The 18128-nt window shown below is 58.8% G+C and carries 15 protein-coding genes; 4 read left to right on the top strand and 11 right to left on the bottom strand.

Annotation, left to right across the window (positions count from 1 at the left end):
* Positions 1-97 precede the first annotated feature (97 nt).
* From ACTRXA_RS11245 to ACTRXA_RS11235, 3 genes are all read right to left on the bottom strand, one after another.
* Complete coding sequence (locus tag ACTRXA_RS11245) at positions 98-370, bottom strand: amidohydrolase family protein (protein WP_442427287.1); 273 nt, start codon at positions 368-370, stop codon at positions 98-100.
* Positions 371-566: 196 nt separating this feature from the next.
* Positions 567-2651, bottom strand: a complete 2085-nt coding sequence (locus ACTRXA_RS11240) for a TonB-dependent receptor family protein (protein ID WP_442427286.1) — start codon at positions 2649-2651, stop codon at positions 567-569.
* 168 nt (positions 2652-2819) lie between these two features.
* Positions 2820-3239 (bottom strand): hypothetical protein, encoded by a 420-nt coding sequence (locus ACTRXA_RS11235; RefSeq protein ID WP_442427285.1) that lies wholly within the window; start codon positions 3237-3239, stop codon positions 2820-2822.
* 519 nt (positions 3240-3758) lie between these two features.
* Here ACTRXA_RS11235 and ACTRXA_RS11230 point away from each other — a divergent pair.
* The 3 genes from ACTRXA_RS11230 to ACTRXA_RS11220 all read left to right on the top strand — a co-directional run bounded on the left by ACTRXA_RS11230 (position 3759) and on the right by ACTRXA_RS11220 (position 7073).
* Positions 3759-5075 carry a DEAD/DEAH box helicase gene (locus ACTRXA_RS11230; protein ID WP_442427284.1) on the top strand — a complete coding sequence of 439 codons (1317 nt, stop codon included), beginning with the start codon at positions 3759-3761 and terminating at the stop codon, positions 5073-5075.
* A 101-nt stretch (positions 5076-5176) separates the two neighbouring features.
* The gene (gene rpsU / locus ACTRXA_RS11225) at positions 5177-5374 is read left to right on the top strand and encodes a 30S ribosomal protein S21 (protein WP_042251432.1); all 198 of its coding nucleotides are present in this window, start codon (positions 5177-5179) and stop codon (positions 5372-5374) included.
* 433 nt (positions 5375-5807) lie between these two features.
* Positions 5808-7073: an alginate export family protein gene (locus tag ACTRXA_RS11220; RefSeq protein ID WP_442427283.1), complete on the top strand. Its 1266-nt coding sequence runs from the start codon at positions 5808-5810 to the stop codon at positions 7071-7073.
* A 22-nt stretch (positions 7074-7095) separates the two neighbouring features.
* On the opposite strand, the gene ACTRXA_RS11215 is transcribed toward ACTRXA_RS11220, so the two are convergent.
* From ACTRXA_RS11215 to ACTRXA_RS11180, 8 genes are all read right to left on the bottom strand, one after another.
* Positions 7096-10233, bottom strand: coding sequence for an efflux RND transporter permease subunit (locus ACTRXA_RS11215; protein ID WP_442427282.1), 3138 nt, complete (start codon positions 10231-10233; stop codon positions 7096-7098).
* 3 nt (positions 10234-10236) lie between these two features.
* Positions 10237-11424, bottom strand: a complete 1188-nt coding sequence (locus ACTRXA_RS11210) for an efflux RND transporter periplasmic adaptor subunit (RefSeq protein ID WP_442427281.1) — start codon at positions 11422-11424, stop codon at positions 10237-10239.
* Between the two features lie 29 nt (positions 11425-11453).
* A complete protein-coding gene (locus ACTRXA_RS11205) occupies positions 11454-12992 on the bottom strand; it encodes an efflux transporter outer membrane subunit (protein ID WP_442427280.1) in 1539 nt (512 codons plus the stop codon).
* Positions 12993-13003: 11 nt separating this feature from the next.
* Positions 13004-13801: a 4,5-DOPA dioxygenase extradiol gene (gene ygiD, locus ACTRXA_RS11200; RefSeq protein ID WP_442427279.1), complete on the bottom strand. Its 798-nt coding sequence runs from the start codon at positions 13799-13801 to the stop codon at positions 13004-13006.
* 50 nt (positions 13802-13851) lie between these two features.
* On the bottom strand, positions 13852-14661 hold the full coding sequence (locus ACTRXA_RS11195) for a dioxygenase family protein (RefSeq protein WP_442427278.1): 810 nt from the start codon (positions 14659-14661) through the stop codon (positions 13852-13854).
* Positions 14658-15206, bottom strand: a complete 549-nt coding sequence (locus ACTRXA_RS11190) for a DoxX family protein (protein WP_442427426.1) — start codon at positions 15204-15206, stop codon at positions 14658-14660. Before ACTRXA_RS11190 ends, ACTRXA_RS11195 begins: the two co-directional genes overlap by 4 nt.
* Before the next feature lie 158 nt (positions 15207-15364).
* Positions 15365-15592 (bottom strand): CDGSH iron-sulfur domain-containing protein, encoded by a 228-nt coding sequence (locus ACTRXA_RS11185; RefSeq protein ID WP_442427277.1) that lies wholly within the window; start codon positions 15590-15592, stop codon positions 15365-15367.
* Positions 15593-15692: 100 nt separating this feature from the next.
* Positions 15693-16220: a hypothetical protein gene (locus ACTRXA_RS11180; RefSeq protein ID WP_442427276.1), complete on the bottom strand. Its 528-nt coding sequence runs from the start codon at positions 16218-16220 to the stop codon at positions 15693-15695.
* A gap of 205 nt (positions 16221-16425) precedes the next feature.
* On the opposite strand from ACTRXA_RS11180, the gene ACTRXA_RS11175 reads away from it, so the two are divergent.
* A complete protein-coding gene (locus ACTRXA_RS11175; RefSeq protein ID WP_442427275.1) occupies positions 16426-18057 on the top strand; it encodes a sigma 54-interacting transcriptional regulator in 1632 nt (543 codons plus the stop codon).
* Positions 18058-18128 lie beyond the last annotated feature (71 nt).

The following is an 18128-nucleotide window of genomic DNA, read 5'->3' as shown; positions in this document are numbered from 1 at the left end:
GAATCGAAGCCGGGACCCGGCTGGAAGACGGGGCAGGGTCCCTACCAAGAGGTGCGCCGGGACAGGCCACTTGCAGGTTCATTTAAAATGGGGGTGGTTAAAACCGGTTCACCACCACATGCCCCCCGGAAACAACCAGGTCCGGATATTCGAGGACTTTCAGGTCATGTGACGGGCTTCCCTTCACGGCGATGAGGTCCGCCGGCGCCCCCGGCTCCATAGTGCCGAGAAGCGGAATACCCAGGTGTTCCCCGGATTGGGACGTGGTGGCGCGAAGGATTTCCAGCGGGTCCTTTCCCGCCCATTGGATGAGGTAAAGCAGTTCCTGCCCGTCAATACCCCAGGGGATGTCCGGGTGTGCGATTTCCATCGAAAACCCGCCCTGCGCGGAGGAGGATCGGGTCTCCGTTGGGTTCCTGGGCGGATGCGAAAAGGGGAGCCGAAACAATCAATGCCAGGCACAGGACCTGCCTGATACCCCTCCCACACATTAATTTGGTCCAATGCCGGACTTTCATATTTCAAACTCCCCTTTTCGCGAAATTAAAATCAAAGCACGCCGCAGGTTAAAACTTGAGGCGCACGCCGCCGAAGATGCGGCGGTCGTCTCCCGCATAAAACGCCGCCTGGTTGAAGGGCGTCGGGGTGGCGATGGTGGAAAAGGTGGAGATGAAGTTTTTGTCCAGCAGGTTGCGTCCATTGGCGAACACGTCGATATTCTTGTTCACCGTGTAGCCCGCCGTGAACCCGAGTATGGCATAACCCGGAGCCTTCAACCGATTGGAGAAATCGACGTACGCACTGCTTGCCGCCTCCAGGGTCGGGGCGACGAACCATTTGTCCCCGTCCGTGTAGCGCAACTCCGCCTGGTAAAAATGGGGCGGCTGACCCGGCAGGGTGTTGTCGCCGTGCTGAACGTTGTCATCGAAATTGAAATCGCTGTAGGTGTACGCGTTGCGCCACTGCAGGCGGTCGCCCCCCTGCAGCAGGTTGCGGGCCAGCAGGAGGTCGAGGCCCGCTTCCACACCCTGGTGGATGGTGGAATCGGCATTGAAGGTGGAAACGGGGAACCCGGGTCCGGTTGTGAACTGAAGCAGTTCGTCATCCACCCACGCACGATAAAGGGCAATGTCCCATGCCACGCGTCCGTGTTGCCCGCGGCTTCCCACCTCGACGGTCCACGCTTTCTGTGCGGAGAGAGGGGCGAATCCCGCCGCGCCGCCCTGCGTCAGGTTGGAGAAATCAGGCGGTTCGTAACTGCGCGTGACGTTGGCGAAAAACTGGATGGTGGGGGTGTGGTGGTACATCACGCCCACGCGCGGGTTGAAGGTGGCGGTGGTCTGGGAATCGCTCTGCGCGGGCGCAAGCTTGTTTTCCGATTCGCGCCCGGCATAAATCACCTGGCCGCCCGTGACCAGCGCCCACTGGGGGTTGAAGTAAAAATGATTCTCGCCGTACAGCACCACCGTCTCCGCGGACTGATCCTGGTCGGAAGTCAGAGCGCCGCGCGCACCGCCGAAGTTCTGAAACACCAGTGCATTGGTGTAGCCGAACTGGGAAAGCACGCCGCCGCGGAATTCGTTTTTATATCCGCTCAGCGAGTAGGAGCCATGTGCCTGCGCGAACACACCGTAGTCGAGGCTGGTCTGGTCGATGATGCCGACGAACGACGTGATGGGATGAAACAGGGTTTTGTGATTGACATACGCGCCCACGTCCACGAACCTGCCGTTTCCCAGATCGAAGGTGGTTTTGTTGGACAGGCGCACGGAATTGATGTCCCGCTGCCAGTCCTGGGTGATGGCGGAGGGGTTGGCGTTTTCCGGATTGCTGAGAGCCTGGCCTAGGGTGACCGTTCCCGGCAACTCCTGTGCGATGACGTTGGTGCTCAGGTAAAAACGCGTCTCGACGGAGTCGGACAGGCGCAGACCGTAGTTGCTGTTGAACTTGACGTTCTCCTGCCTGGCATGGTCACGGAAGTCGTCGCTGGTGGTGGCCGTGACACTGACGAACAGGTCGGACCGGTTGAACTGGTAACCGGATTGCAGGTGCAGGCGGAAGGTCTGGTCGGCCCCGCCGTCGAACCGGTACATCTGCCCGGGGTGACTCTTGCCGTTTTTGGTGATCAGGTTGACCGCCCCGCCCAGCGTGATGCCGCCATACTGCAGGGCGTTACCTCCTTTATAAACCTCGATGCGTTGCAAGGCGAGGAAATCCATTTCCTGGAAATCGCCACTGCCGTCGGCCAGGTTGAATGGAATGCCATCCTGCAACAGCCGCAGGCCCACAAGATGAAAACCGCGTGCGAGACCAGACCCGCGAAGCGACAGCCTGACTTCCTCGCCAAACCGCTTCTGCGCGTACGCTCCCGGCACCAGGGCCAGCGTGTCTTCAAAGTTGAGGGTGTAGGTGTCCTCAAACGATTCCTCAGTGACCACGTTCACGCCGCCCGGCGCTTTCTTGATTTCCTTTTCCGCCTCTGCGTTGCTGGGGACGGTCAGCGTTCCCTTCGATTTTTCCTTTTTTCCAACAACCTCAATTTCTTTCAGCACGATTTCCTTGCTCTCTGCAAACACGGCGGGTGCAAAAAGAAAGAAACTCAAAACAGCGTTGATAAAGAATGGGATTACGAATTTCAATCTGCTGTCCACGGGAACCTCCTTTTGACTTCCTGGAACGGTTGGAACCGCGGCATCTGTGGCCCGATCGATTTTGCGCCGTACGCAAACAGGGGTGAATGCGTCACAGCCAAATTCAACGGGGCCGATCACAAACGGACGCCGGGTTCGGTCAAAAAATATTGATGGGTTCGGATGAAGTCAGGAGGATCGGGGAGGGGGGTCCAGCGGGTCGTGAGGGGGCATGGAATTATAGAAAGCGGTTTGCAGGGAGCCGGGCTCATTTTGGAGAAAGGGATTCCATTTAACCCCAATGGCAGCCCGTTCCACGGGAGGCAGGGATGAAAATCCGGTAACCACCGCGCGCGGGTGCTCTCCGCAATCGCGGCTGATCTGGCAGTCCACCGGATGTGCGCTCCCCGTCCGGTTTGCGTGCGGGCAGAGGATCAACAGGTGGTGTTCGTGTTGCGGACAATGGGGTTTCTGCGCGTTCGTGGAAGAGGCATGGGAAGCGAACGGATTCACCCCTTCATGCGCATGCGGGGCGGCCACGGTCTGCGCCGCAAACAGCAGCAACGCACCTCCCGCAAACAGAATGCCCGTCATGATTCGATTCAGCATGCGCAAATATTATGAAATAGCGGCCATAAAATCAACCCGCTTGTTCGATAACGGCTGACAGCCATTTCCCTGCCCATGAAGCCATGGAAATCCAGTCTCAATCCCAATCCATCTTGCCGGGAAGCGAATACATGACGGATTTGGAGGGGGAAGGGGTGGGCCGGCCCTCCGGTAAATGACGTGTTTTGAGGCCGTTTTCCCCGCCGGTTCGTCCGATTTCCCCTTTCAGGGCGGAATAATAGGGTTCGCTTATTGAGTTTGTTTGGGTTATAATGTTCCCTGCTAGTTGATTGAGCTGTTTGAGAATTGGCGGCGATGAGCTGAAAAGCTTTCTTTCTGGATCGAAACCTTCCCGGAACCTCTATTCCGGCGCGTTTCTGTTTCCCTTCCCTCTTGTTCTCCTCAAATTAACGCTATCACCCGAATCACCGGGTACGAAGCCGCATCTTCGGGCTTGCACTGAAGAGTCTGGAATCGTTGCGCCTTCTATTTCGAGCAACACTACCAAAGGATATTATTTTGAACACTGTATTGACCGCTCCCTCTGCCGAGGGATTTGCATCCCTCAACCTGATCCACCCCATTCTCCGCTCTCTTGAAGAGGAACAGTACCAGACGCCGACGCCGATTCAGGCGGAATCCATCCCGCATCTCCTGCAGGGCCGCGACCTGCTGGGCTGTGCCCAGACGGGTACGGGCAAAACCGCGGCTTTCGCATTGCCCCTGTTGCAGAGGCTGGCGGAATCCAACACCGTTCCCGGGCCCAAAGGGGCGCGGGCATTGATCCTGGCACCGACGCGCGAGCTTGCGGTGCAGATCGAAGAAAGTTTTCGGGTTTACGGACGTCATTTGAAACTCAGCCGGGCTCTGGTGTACGGCGGCGTCAAAACCTTTCACCAGATTCGCGCGCTCAAACGCGGCGTCGATGTGCTGGTCGCCACTCCCGGACGCCTCCTCGATTTGATGGAGCAGAGGGCGCTGCGCCTGGATAAAGTTGAAATTTTCGTGCTGGACGAAGCCGATCGCATGCTGGACATGGGTTTTTTGCCGGACGTGCGCCGGATTCATGCCGCGCTCCCGAAAAACCGGCAGACCATGCTGTTTTCGGCCACCCTGCCGCAGGAAGTGCGCCGGCTCATCTCCACGTTCCTGCACGATCCGGTTCACGTTTCCGTGTCCCCGCCTTCAACCACAGGAAAGAACATCGCGCAGAAAATCCTGTTTGTGGACAAGGAAAACAAGAAGGCTCTTCTCGAGTCCCTCTTGGGTGACGCCCAGATCGAGCGCGTGCTGGTGTTCACCCGCACCAAGCATGGTGCCAACCAGGTGGCGAAGAGACTGAACCAGACGCGCATCCGCGCTGAAGCCATCCACGGCAACAAGTCGCAACCCGCCCGTTTGCAGGCGCTGGAAAAATTCCGGTCCGGCAAAACGCGGGTGCTGGTGGCGACCGATATCGTGGCGCGGGGCCTGGATGTGGACGGCATCACCCACGTCATCAATTACGAGTTGCCCAAGGAAGCGGAAAGCTACGTTCACCGCATCGGCCGGACCGCGCGCGCGGGTGCGACAGGCATCGCGCTGTCGTTCTGCGATGCCGGGGAGCGGCCCTACCTGAGCCGCATTGAACGGGAGATCAAGAGCACCGTTGACGTGGATATGGATCATCCCTATCATTCCGCCAGCGTGGCGGCTCTGAAAGGGGCCCGCAATGGCCGAAGCGATAAATTCAACCGCTCGTACCGCGGTGAGAATGACGCACGGCCGCGCCGCAACGGCAACGGCAACGGAAGCAGAAGAAAACCGTTCCGGGCCCGTTCATCCCGCGCGGGTTAGTGTTAATATTTAAAGGTAAGCGCCGGACCCGGGTCCGGCGCGTTTCCTGATCCTTAAGGGAACAGGAATGGAGTGAACTTTTTACCAAGGAGGACCCCATCATCGAAGCCATCGTTCATCAGAATCAGGTCGATCGGGCGCTCAAGGTTCTGAAACGCCAGATCAGCAAAGAAGGTTTGTTCAAGGAACTCAAACGTCGCCGGTATTATGAAAAGCCGTCGGTCAAGAAAAAGCGAAAGATGAAGGAAGCGCAGAAAAAGAAACGCTCCGCCATGCGCCGCTCACGCCCTTCCTGGTAAAAAGGAAGGGTTTGCGGGGTTTGAGCCGGAATCCGTTCCCGAAGGCTGGCCAAACCCATGCCCCTGCGTAACACTCCATTACCGTCCGCTTACTCCCCCCCTGTAAGCAGAAAAGGGACATCCCTGTCCCTTAATTTAAACCGTGGCTTCCCTTTTCGGAAACTTTCGGTTGACACTTCCGTTATGTTTGTGTAGGTATATCGGGTCTTTTGACCTTTCTGGAAATGAGGGGACCATGCCTGTATTGAAGCCAATCCTCTTGTGCCTGCTGGGGGCGTGCTGGATCCTGCCTGCCTCCGGTGTGTTGGCGCAAAGTGCGGAATCTCAGAAGACTTTCCCCCCGCCCAAAGGATATGTATATAAGGAAAAGGGACTGGCCCGCGATGCAGAAATCACTTTAAACAAGAGTGGGGTTCTGCCTCGGTGGTTTTCCATGGAAGTTCAGCATCGGTCGCGCTACGAAACACTGGACCGCGCTTTCCGAAACGGCGCCACGGGAAGCGACCAGGTGTACGCCCTCCGCACTCTGGCTCAGGCGACGGTGCATCTGCCCCAGCAATTTAAAATTCAATTGGAGTTCCAGGATTCGCGCGGATACCTCAATGACTCAGGTTCGGTGGTCAACAACACGATCGTCAACGCGGCCGAACTGCTGGAAGCCAACCTGCAATGGCGTGGCGAGGACTTGTTTCAAAACGGAAGCCGCCTGCTGGTGCGTGCGGGCCGCATGACCATGGATTTCGGCAAGCGTCGCCTGGTGGCGCGCAATCGCTACCGAAACACCAAAAACGCGTTCACCGGAATCGATGCCATCTGGCAATCGAAGGACGGAGAGCAGGTGCGGGCCATGGTGACCATGCCGGTCAACCGCCTGCCTTCCAATGCCGGGCGACTGCTGGACAACGAAGTGGAATTCGACGAGGAGTCACCGGACACGATTTTCTGGGGACTCTTCCTCTCCACCCGGAATTCGCCTTGGGGTGACCGGGCGGAGGTGTACCTGTTCGGCCTGCATGAGGACGACGGAGACTTTGCCACCCGCAACCGTCAATTGTACACGCCGGGGTTTCGTTTGTTCCGCCCGGCAAAAGGCGGCCACTTCGATTACGAATGGGAGTCGGTGGTGCAGTTCGGGGAATCCCGTTCCAGCACGGCGCCCGGCAACACGGCGGACCTCGATCACTTCGCCTATTTCCTTCACGGGGAAGTGGGGTACAGTTTTGAAACGGCATGGTCACCGCGGCTGGTGCTGGCGTGGGATTACGCGAGCGGCGACTCCAATCCCGGCGACGGCAAAAACGGCACCTTCAACAGCCTGTTCGGCGCGAACGTGTTCGATTACGGCCCGACCATGATCCACCGTGCGTTCGTGCGGTCGAACGTCAACGGACCGGCAGTGAAACTGAACGTTCAGCCTCACCGCAACTTAAAAGCAACATTGCACTATCGCGCGTTCTGGCTGGCGTCGGACACCGATACGTGGGCGGGAAATTCCGGGTTGCGCGACACAACAGGACGCTCCGGTTCCTTTCTCGGACACCTGATTTATCTCTCCGCCGCGTGGCAGGCGACGTCCAACATATTCGTTCAGGCAGGGGTGGCGCACCGCGTGGACGGCGACTTTCAGGACGACGTGCCCGGCTCGCCTCGTCAGGGCAACAGCACCTATTCCTACGTCGCAACGACGTTTGCGTTTTAAATAAACAGCAAAGGCTGGAGCTTCATTCCGCAGGTTCGGGTTTGCCGGGAGCGGGCTCCTTTTTACCCGTGGCCTTTTCCGTGATCGTCTGCACCAGGCTGTAAAGAGAGGGAACCAGCAGGGTGCCGATGACAGCGGAAGCGACCATGCCGCCGAACACGATGATACCCAAAGATTGACGGCTGTTGGCGCCCGCGCCACTGGCCAGCACCAGCGGCAGAACCCCCAGCACGAAGGAGATCGCCGTCATCATCACCGCCCGGAAGCGCAGCCTGGCGGAAGTGATGGCCGCCTCGAACACCGGCGTGCCGCCTTCGCGCTGCACTTTCGCGAACTCCACGATGAGGATGGCGTTCTTCGATGCCATGCCGATCAGCATGACCAGCCCGATCTGCGCGTAAATGTCGAGGATGTGCCCGGTGGTTTTCATCGCCACCAGCGCACCCAGCACCGCTACCGGAACGGACAGGATGACGCCCCACGGAATCGACCAGCTTTCATACTGCGCGACCAGGAACAGGTAAACAAAAACCAGAGCCAGGGCGAAAATGATGGGGCCCTGCGAACCCGCCGCCACTTCCTGGTAGGACATGCCGGACCACTCGAATCCCATGCCCGCGGGCAGGGTGCGCGCGGCCAACTCCTCGACAGCAGCAATGGCCTGCCCGGTGCTGTAGCCGGGTGCGGGCGAGCCGTTGATCTTCGCAGCGCGGTACACATTGAACCGCGTGAGCGATTCCGGACCGAGGATGGGTGTGGTTGTCGTCAGCGTGCTGAGCGGCACCATGGCTCCCGCGGCGCTCCGCACGTAAATGCGGTTGATGTCCTCAGGGTGGTTGCGGTACTCACTTTCCGCCTGGATGATGACCCGGTAAACACGGCCGAATTTGTTGAAGTCGTTCACGTAGAACGAACCCAGCTGTGCCTGCAGGGTTTCGAAAATCTCCGCCACCGGAATGCCCAGCGCCTTGGCCTGCAGGCGGTCGACGTCCAGTTCGATCTGCGGCACCTCGGCGGTGAAGGTGCTGAACACGCGTTGCAGTCCGGGGGTCTGGTTGGCCTCGAAGACGAAGCCGCGCATGGCGGAGGACAGGTCCTGTGGCTCGCCGCCCCGCCGGTCCTGAAGCTGCATTTCGAATCCACTGGCGTTGCCGAGCGCGCGGATCGGCGGCGGGGTGAAGACGATGGACCGCGCCCCCGGCACCTGTGCCGTCAGTCCCCAGGCGCGTCCCACCAGTGCGTCGCTCGAAAGCTCCGGCGCGGTGCGTTCCTCCCACGGTTTGAGCACGCCGATGACGGTCCCGGAATTGGGTTTCGATCCGCTGATCAATCCCCGGCCAACCAGGGTCACCACATTCTCCACGCCGGGCATTTTCATGACCATGGATTCCACCTCCCGCAACAGGCTATCTGTCCGGTTCATCGAGGCGCCGTCCGGGAGCTGGGCGTCGATGAAGAACACCCCCTGGTCTTCCTGTGGGATGAATCCGGTCGCGGCGTTTTTGAATATCCAGTAACTGCCGCCGCCGATCATCAAAAGAACGAGTACGGTGAAGACGAAGCGGCGAACCAGGGCTTTCACAAAAAACAGGTACGCGTGCGACACCCCGCGGAACAGAAACTCGAACCAGCGCAGGGCGAACCACGGACGGGACGTCCGCTTCCGCAACATGGTGGCGCAGAGAGCGGGGCTCAGGGTGAGTGCGTTCAGGGAAGACAGTGACACGGCAAACGCGATGGTCACGGAGAACTGACGGTAAAGCTCGCCGCTGATCCCCGGAACGAAGGCGACCGGAACAAAAACCGCAAGCAGGACCAGCGTGGTGGCGATGACGGGGCCGAACACTTCCTTCATCCCCTGGCGCGTGGCTTCTTTCGGCTCCAGTCCCTCCTCCAGATGGCGTTGCACGTTTTCAACGACCACGATGGCGTCGTCCACCACCACGCCAATGGCCAGAACCAGCGCAAACAGCGTCAGGCTGTTGATGGAATACCCCATGGACAGGAGCAGGGGAAAGGTGCCGATCAGGGACACCGGAATGGCGAGCGCGGGAATCAGGGTGGCCCGCCAGTCCTGGATAAAAATGTAAACCACCAGCACCACGAGACCCAGCGCGATGAACAGGGTCTCCACCAGTTCCTTCAGCGAGTTGTCGATGAACCGGGTCGCGTCATAGGGGATGATGTATTGGACGTCCTGCGGAAAGTTTTCGGACAACTCGGCCATTTTTTCCCGGATCCGCTGGGCCACCTCCAGCGCGTTGGCGTCCGGCAACTGGTACACCGCGAAGTTGACGGTAGGCGATCCGTTGAGCCGGGAAAAGGTCTCGAACGTCTGCGAACTCATTTCGACGCGGGCGATGTCCTTCAAACGCACCACGGAACCGTCGGGCTTGGCGAGGATGATGATGTCCTCGAATTCGGAGACGTCGGAGAGCCGGCCTTTGGCGTGAATGGTGTACTGGAACTGCTGGTCCTGGGGCGCGGGCATCTGCCCCACCTGTCCCGCCGCGGCCTGGATGTTCTGGTCGCGTATGGCCTGGGTGACGTCGCTTGTGGTGACGCCCAGGTTCATCATATTGTCCGGGTCCATCCAGATGCGGATGGAATAGTTCAGCGCGCCAAATATGATGACGTCGCTCACGCCGGGCACCCGTGCCAGCACGTCCTTGATGTTGATGGTGATGAAGTTGCTCAGGAACAACTGGTCGTAGGTGCCTTTGGGAGAGGAAAACGCGATGATCTGCAAGAACTCCGGCGAGCGTTTGCGGACGGAGATGCCCGAACGCTGCACTTCATCCGGCAATGCCGGCGTGGCCAGGGAAATGCGGTTCTGCACGTTCACCGTCGCCATGTCGGGGTCGGTGCCGATTTCGAAGGTGACTTCCAGCGTGTAGGCGCCGCTGTCCGTGCTGGTCGAAGACATGTAGATCATGCCTTCGACGCCGTTGACCTGTTCCTCGATGGGCGCGGCCACGGTTTCTTCCAGAACGGCGGCGTTGGCGCCGGGATAGGAGGCGGTCACCACCACCACCGGCGGCGCGATGGGCGGGTACAAAGACACCGGCATCTGCGGCAGGGCCACGAGCCCGGCAATGACCAGCACGATCGAGATGACGAAAGCGAAGCGGGGCCGCTCGATGAAAAAGTTGCTGAACATCGTTCAGGCCCCTTCCTTGGTGTCGGCGGAAGGTTTGGATGCGATCTGGACCGTGGTTCCCGGCCGCACTTTCTGCAAGCCTTCGACGATCACCATCTCACCGACTTCCAGCCCTTCCTTGACGATCCATTTGACGCCTTCCTTTTCTCCCGTGGTGATGTTGCGTTTGTGCACGCGGTTTTCCGCATCGACCACCAGCACGAACTTGCCGGTCTGGTCCTGCTGGATGGCGGCCTGCGGAATCACCTTCTCGGTCCGCACCTCGTCGCGTTGTACGCGCACCCGGACGAACTGTCCCGGAAGCAGGATGCGCAGGGTGTGCGGAATCTCCGCTTGTCCCGGCAACACGTTTCTCGCCGGATTGGGAAACTTGGCACGGATGGTGATGGTGCCGGTCCGTTCATCCACCCGGTGGTCGACGAAATCCTCAACGCCCGCGTACGGGTATTCCGTGCCGTTGGGCAGAATGAGTTTGGGCGTGAAGGTGGTGGCCTTGCCGCGCTTGATCTGGTTCTGGAATTCCGTCAGAACCGTGCCGGAATCCACGGTGAACAGCGCGTACATGGGGTCCATCTGCACCAGGGTGGCGAGCGGTCCCGTATCCGGTTTCACCAGGTTGCCTTCATGCACATTGGCACGGCTGATGCGGCCACTGAAAGGAGCTCGGATTTCCGTGTAGCTCAGGTTCAGTTGCGCCTGTTCGAGGTTGGCTTTGGCCTGCATCAACGCCGCCTCGGCACGCTTGAAATCGCTTGAAGCCTTGTCGAGATCGGATTGCGACACGGCGCCCTTGCGCACGGACTCAACTCGTTTCAGGTAGGTCCTGGCGTTTTCCAGGGTCGCTTCCGCTTCGGAAACGAGGGCTTCCGCCGCTCTCACCGCGATTTGATAGGGCTCCTGTTCGATGATGAACAACAGGTCTCCCTTGCCGACGTCCTCGCCTTCCTTGAAATTTCTTTTTTCAAGAAACCCTTCCACCCGGGTGACGAGGTTGACGGTCCGGACCGAAGCGGTTCTACCCACCAGTTCGTGCGTGCGAACGATTTTCTGTTGTACCACCGGGGCCACCGTCACCATGGGCGGAGGTTGCTTGGGTTGCGGCGCGGCGGCGGTGTCGGGTTGCTGACATCCCGCAAACAGGCCTGTGGCGACCAGCAAAAATGTTTGTGTGAATTTCAAAACCGGGTTCACGTTTGTTCCCTTCGATTGATGAGTCCCTGTCAGGATTGAGGTTGTTCTTCCGGTGCGTCTGCCATCAGGGGTTTCCACCCACCCCCCAGCGCCTTGAACAGGCGGATCAGGTTCGACACCACGCGGCCTTCACTCACAGCCAGTTGATCCTGGAAACTGAACAGGGAACGTTCCGCTTCCAGCACGGCGATGAAATCCGACAAGCCCGCAACGTACAGTTCGCGCGATAACTCCACCGCGTTTTGGGCGGACTCAATGGATTTGAGGAGTGCCTGGCGCCGCACCTGTTCCTTGGCGTAATCGATCAGGGCGTTTTCCACGTCCTGAACCGCTGTGAGCACGGTGGCTTCGTACTGGATGAGCGCCTGCTCCTGGAGTTCATCTTCCACCTTGATGTTCTGGCGGATGCGCCCCGCACTGAACACGTTCCACGTCACTTGCGGCCCGATTGAAAACGCGGTGGCGGGTCCGCTCAAAAAGGTGGAGGCGGAAATCGATTCCAGCCCGATGGAACCCAGCAGGGTGAACCGGGGATACAACTCCGAGGTGGCGATGCCGATGCGTGCCGTCTGCGCGGCCAGCTCCCGTTCCGCCTGGCGGATGTCCGGCCGCCGCCGCAGTAAATCCGCAGGCACGCCGACGACGACGTCCATCGGCGTCACCGGCACCTGTTTGAATTCCTGCAATTCTTCATTGATGGCACCGGGGAATTCACCGAGCAGAACCGAAAGGCCGTTCTTCCCCTGCTCGATTCCGGTTTTGAGCGTGGGGATTTCCGCCCTGGTGTTTTCAAGGTTGTACTTGGCCTGCTCCAGCGTGAGCGTGGAAGTGAGCCCCGCCTGAAGACGGTCCTTCACAATCTGCAGCGTTTCTTCCTGCACCCGGCGGTTTTTTTCCGCGGCTTCCAGGCGCGCCTGAAAAGTGCGGATTTCGATGTAGTTCAATGCCACTTCGGCCACCAGCGTGACCAGCGTGTCGTTCAATTGTTCCTTACGCGCCTCCACCGAGGCTTCCGCCGCTTCCACCGAACGCTGGATGCGTCCGAACAGGTCGATTTCCCAGGTGGAATCGAAGCCCGCGGAATACATGTTGAATTCGCCGCCGCGACGAAACAGGTTTTCGCTGCTGGACCGCTGCCGCGCGGTACTGCCGACGGCGTCGATGGTGGGAAACCGGTCTGACTGCGCGATGCCTCGCCGGGCGCGCTCCTCCCGCACCCGCGACTGCGCCAGTTTCAAATCAAGGTTGTCCTTAACCGCTTTGTCCACCAGCTGACTGAGGAGAGGGTCTTCCAGCGTCTGCCACCATTCGGCGAGCATCTCCGGCGTCACCTGTTTCACCGGAACTTCCGGTTCCTTCACCGCTTCCTGTTTTTCCTTATCTTTTTGTTTTGTGGTTTCGAATTTTTGTTTTTCCACCCTGGTGTGGAAATCCGGAGGTACGGTGGTTTCGGGGGGTATGTAGTCCGGACCGACGGTGGTGCAGGCGGCGAACAGCAACCACACCGACCCGGCAAGAGCGCGCACTCCGGACGGGAAATCGGTGAGTGTACGGGATGAGATTCGCATAATCCTCGTTGTCAGGAGATCATGGCTCCGCGCATGGAAGCGGCGCCGGAAACCACGCCTTCCACCGGAAACGTCACCCGCTCGGATTCGTCCTGCAAAGCGATGATATAGATCAGCGGCAGAAAGTGTTCCGGTGTGGGAACGGACAAGCGCGCTGTTTCTCCCAGGTGGCTGAAATTCAGGATACTTTCATGATCGTCCCTGAGCAAGAACCCTTTGATCGAATCGTCAAATGAACTGGCCCAGGGATAAGGCGGTGTGCAGGGATTGGGATCGAAAAAGTCCAGGTTGTGAACGATGTTGCCGCTTCCCAGAATGAGGACACCTTCGCTTCTCAAGGGTTTCAGTTCGCGGCCGATCTCGTAATGCTGGCGCGGGGAGAGGTTCCGGTTGAGGCTCAATTGCACCACAGGCACATTGGCTTTCGGGAACATCCACGACAACACTCCCCACGTTCCGTGGTCGAGACCCCAGCTGTGATCGGGCAGGACTTCCGTGGTGGTGACCAGCGATTGGATGCGTTGAACCAGTTCCGGACTTCCGGGCGCCGGGTAGTCGATGTCGAACAGCGCCTGCGGGAAGTTGCCGAAGTCGTGAATGGTGCGCGGGTGTTCCATGGCGGTGGCGTAAGTGCCGTAGGTCTCCCAGTGCGCCGAGATGGAGAGGATCGCTTTCGGCCGCGCCAGGCTTCGGCCCAGAAGTTCCCAGCTCAGGGCGAACGGGTTCCTCTCGATGACGTTCATCGGGCTTCCATGCCCCAGAAACAGGGCGGGCATTTTGGAAGATTTGGGTTGAGTCAGTGTATTCATAACAAATTGGCGATTGAGATTTGTGTTTGGTCAAGTCCGGATTATTTGCATCAGAACGACAACATGAAGTCGTAATTGCCGGTCAGCACGTCCGGGCTTGCCTCCAAAGAGCGATACTCGACGATCAGGCTTTCCTGCTGTTCACGCGTGAGAGCGGAGTCTCTCAGGATCAGATCGCGCGCGTTCAACTTCTGTATGAGCTCGTTGTTGGGCACGGCCTCGCCCTTGAAATACAATTGCGTCACCAGTTGCGGAATGCCGGGTGCGGTGACCATGAAGTGCAGGTGCGGCGGCCGGTACCAGCCGTTTTCCATGTCCACCGGGTAGAACCCGGGCACCACGGTTTTGAAACTGTAACGGCCGTCTTCATCGGTGATGCAGCGCCCCCAGTACTGGAAGTGTTCGTCGTGCGTGCGCTCCACCCACTGTCCGGTTTCCGGATGTTTGAAGCGCGTCGCCTCGCGGTCGCCGCGGTGGTTGTAACGCCCGGAGGCGGCGGCGTTCCACAGGATGATCACCGCACCGGGTTGCGGCTTAGCTTCTCCCTGCCAGCGGAACAGAACCTGGCCCTCCAGGTGGATGACCTGGCCCGAAGCGGTTCCTTTGTGACCCTTGATGTGCGTGAGGTCGTTGTCGTTGGCTTCGCTGATAGGCAGACGGAAGTCGAGATTCTCGCGGATTTCATGAACCGCGTCGCCTTCGTCCGGAAAGAATGGCCCCAGCGTCTGCCTGGGGGTGGTCATCCGCATGGCCTGCGCCCAGGCGGAACCCGCAAGAAAGGATCCTGCGAGTCCGCCGAGCGCCCCCATCCCGGTCTTCAAAAAGTTGCGTCGCGAATACGAGTTTTCCGGGTTTTTCATCGTGCGCTCTCCTGCAGGGCGTGTTGCGGTGCGTAGGGTTCGGGATGAGCGATGGATCCGCTTTCGATTTCTTCCTGTTTGTGGAACTTTTTATTATGGAAGAAGGTTTTCGCGATCCAACCGTCCACGGAGTATTTGCCGCCGCCGGAGACCATGAGCGCCGCCGCCATGCCCATGGCGAGCAGATGGAATTCGAAACCTTCACCGGCCTGTTGGCCGGACCAGTTCATGAAGAACCCGTTGTCCCAGTGCGCCATGAACATCGCCCCCATCATGGTGGCGAAGATGCCGAAGGCGCTGAAACGCGTGAGGAACCCGGAGATCAGGCCCAGCGCACCGAAGAATTCGCCGGCGATGACCAGAAGCGCGATGACCATCGGGATGCCCATGGTCTGGGTGAAGAATCCCAGCGTGCCTTCCAGGCCGAAGCCGCCGAACCAGCCCAATAATTTCTGCGCGCCGTGCGGGAAGATGACCAGGCCCAGGAGAACACGGACGATCACAGGACCGGTCCGGTTTTCCGTTTCAAACATTTTCTGCATAATGGATTTGGCACTCATGATTTTTTTTCTCCTGTATGTCGAATTTATTATAAGCCTATCGGATAAAGTCTCAAAGTTATTCGGAGAACCGGGCAGGAGCCCCTCCCTACATCCTGCCCGATTCAATTTTTATTTTTGGTCTATGGATTCATGTATTCCAATTACAGCCTTTCATGACTTCCGTCGCAAAAGGGGCGGTTGCCGGATTGCTGGCACCCGCAGGCGTAGATGGTCTGGTCCTTGTCAAACTCGATGACGTAGGGTGTGAAATCCGTGCCCTGGTGCGACCCATCGCAGTACGGGCCGTTTTCCGATTTTCCGCAGGCACAGAACGCCTTGATTTCTCCCTTTTTGACTTCGATTTCAAACGGTTCCTTTTGCCAGCTCATGCCAGCCTCCTTGGTTTTCATTGTTGTTTTTTGTGATTTGGCTTCCACGTTGCAGTCGTCGTATGGGGAATGCTTTTCATTGCCAATAGCGGTCCATCAATCAACGCAAGCGGGATACCCCGTACATATCGAGGAGGTAACCGTTCAACGTGTTGAAATCGATCGTGGGTGCGGGAACTGGCGCGTTTTCAAAAAACCGGGCCTGTCCTCCGGTCAATGCCCGGCGGAACAGACTCCATTCCTTTGTTATTGAAGTGAAAGTGTTTTCCTCACCCGGGTTGCTGAAAAGCCGGCACACCGGGCCCGCTGATTTCGCATCGGGGCGAACCTTTTCCGATAACAGGCAGTGCAGCCCCGCCTTGTCCAGGACCAGGCCGTCCACCCCGGGGAGGTACGGGGTGAACGGGTTTTTCGCCTGGATGGAGGAGGTCGGATGCTCTGCGTTTGAGGAATCGAAATAGGATTCCCAATCTCCAAACTCCATCGGTCCCAGATGCGGGGCGCCGTGCAAAGCTGGAACAGGGGTGGCGAAGACAAGAAGCCATCCCAGAACCAGCATCATTTGGAGCAGCCCGTGACGTTTCATTGCGGAACGGGCTGACGATGAATTCGTGCGCTGGGTTTCCATGATCGGGTTCCTTTTAAAAAGTTGAAAACGGTTCAAAGCAAACTTGACTTGTATATAGCAAAAGACGGGCCAAAGCAGGCGGTTGGTTTATAAGAGCCTTATTTATAAAGATTTAAAGTTTTTTTGATCTGTTTCGGAGATTACGTAAATTTGTGTTTCAACGAAATATCGTTGTTACTCAACGGAAATCCGTTATAATGCAGCCATGAGCAATTCCGATTCCAACATCCTTCCATTCCGCAACATGCGCGAGCTTCTGCTGGCGATGCCGCAGGAGCGAAGCGTGAGTTCCCTGCTGGAACGGGTGGTGGAGAAAGCCGCGGAGGATCCCCTGTTGGCGTTGTCGCGTATCTGGCTGGTGCGTCCGGGCGACCGGTGCGACACCTGCCCCCTTCAGTCGCAGTGCCTCGACCAGACCCGGTGCCTGCACCTGGTGGCACAAAAGTACAGTGTGGGATTTGAACCGGAATCGGACGTTATGGAGGAGGACGATTACATCCGCATTCCCCTCGGTGTCGGCAAGGTGGGGCGTTCGGCGGTGACGGGTGAGATCGGGGACACGGAGTCGGTGGAAGAGGATTTTGACTTTGCGGTGTCGAAGCGGTGGGGAGAGCCACGCAAGGTGATCGGTCTCGCCGTTCTTCCGGTGGTGTTCCAGGGCAAGGTGCTGGGCGTTTGCGGTTACGTGCCGAGGGCGGAGGCGGAAGCGGAAGGCGAGGGCCTGTTCTGGGGCCGGCTGGTGGCGGACCATCTCGCCGTATCCATCACCAACGCCGAAGCGTTCGAGCGAATCGAGGAATTGAATCGCCAGCTCACCGACGACTACGAATACCTGACAGAGGAATTGGTCGAGATAAATGCATTCGGCGGCATCATCGGCCAGAGCGCGCCGCTCAAAACGGTTCTGCGGCAGATCGAGATGGTGGCGAAGACCGACGCCAACATCCTGATCACCGGCGAGTCCGGCACCGGCAAGGAGATGGTGGCGCGAGAGGTGCACAAGCGCAGTGCGCGCTGGAAGCGGCCGATGGTCAAAGTCAACTGCGCCTCGATTCCACGCGATTTATATGAAAGCGAATTCTTCGGCCACATCAAAGGCGCGTTCACCGGCGCGGTGCAGGACCGGAAGGGCCGGTTCGAGCTCGCCAACGGCGGCACGCTGTTCCTGGACGAGGTGGGTGAGATTCCGCTCGACGTGCAGAGCAAGCTGTTGCGTGTCCTGCAGGAAGGCGAATACGAACGCGTGGGCGACGAACGCACCCGCACCACCGATGTGCGCATCCTGGCCGCCACCAACCGCGACCTCAAACGCGAGGTGAAAGATGGCCGCTTTCGCGAGGATCTGTATTACCGGCTGAACGTGTTTCCCATCGAACTCCCGCCCCTGCGCGAACGGCGCGAGGACATTCCCCTGCTGGCCCGTCACTTCATCGAAGTCGCCTCGAAGCGGTTCAACCAGCCGATCAAACCACCGTCGCGGTCCGTCACCGCTTCGCTTGAAAAATACGACTGGCCGGGAAACATCCGTGAATTGCAGAATCTGGTGGAGCGCGCCGTCATCACCGCCACCGGCGGGCGTTTGAAGTTCGATCTGCCGGGAATGCACGAGTTGAAAGAAAACGCCGCGCGGACCGCGGGCGAACCCGCGGAAGGGGAGGTGGTTCCGGAGGCGGAGATGAGGCGGCGCGAAAAGGAAAACATCCTGCGTGCGCTCAAGCAGGCGGATGGCAAGATTTACGGCGACGATGGCGCGGCGAAGCTCCTCGGCGTCAAACCCACCACCCTGGCCACGCGCATCAAGTCGATGGGCCTTAAAAAGCAATACCTTCCGGAATGAGGTCCGGTTCCCTGCCAAGAGGACCCGGAATTCCTGTTTGGTGTTCTGCAGGTCCCTCTTTTTCCTTCCAA

Origin of the sequence: Nitrospina sp. P1_D6 (assembly GCF_052156615.1) — a bacterium.
GTDB lineage: Bacteria > Nitrospinota > Nitrospinia > Nitrospinales > Nitrospinaceae > Nitrospina.
This window is presented reverse-complemented; position numbering and strand designations above follow the sequence as displayed.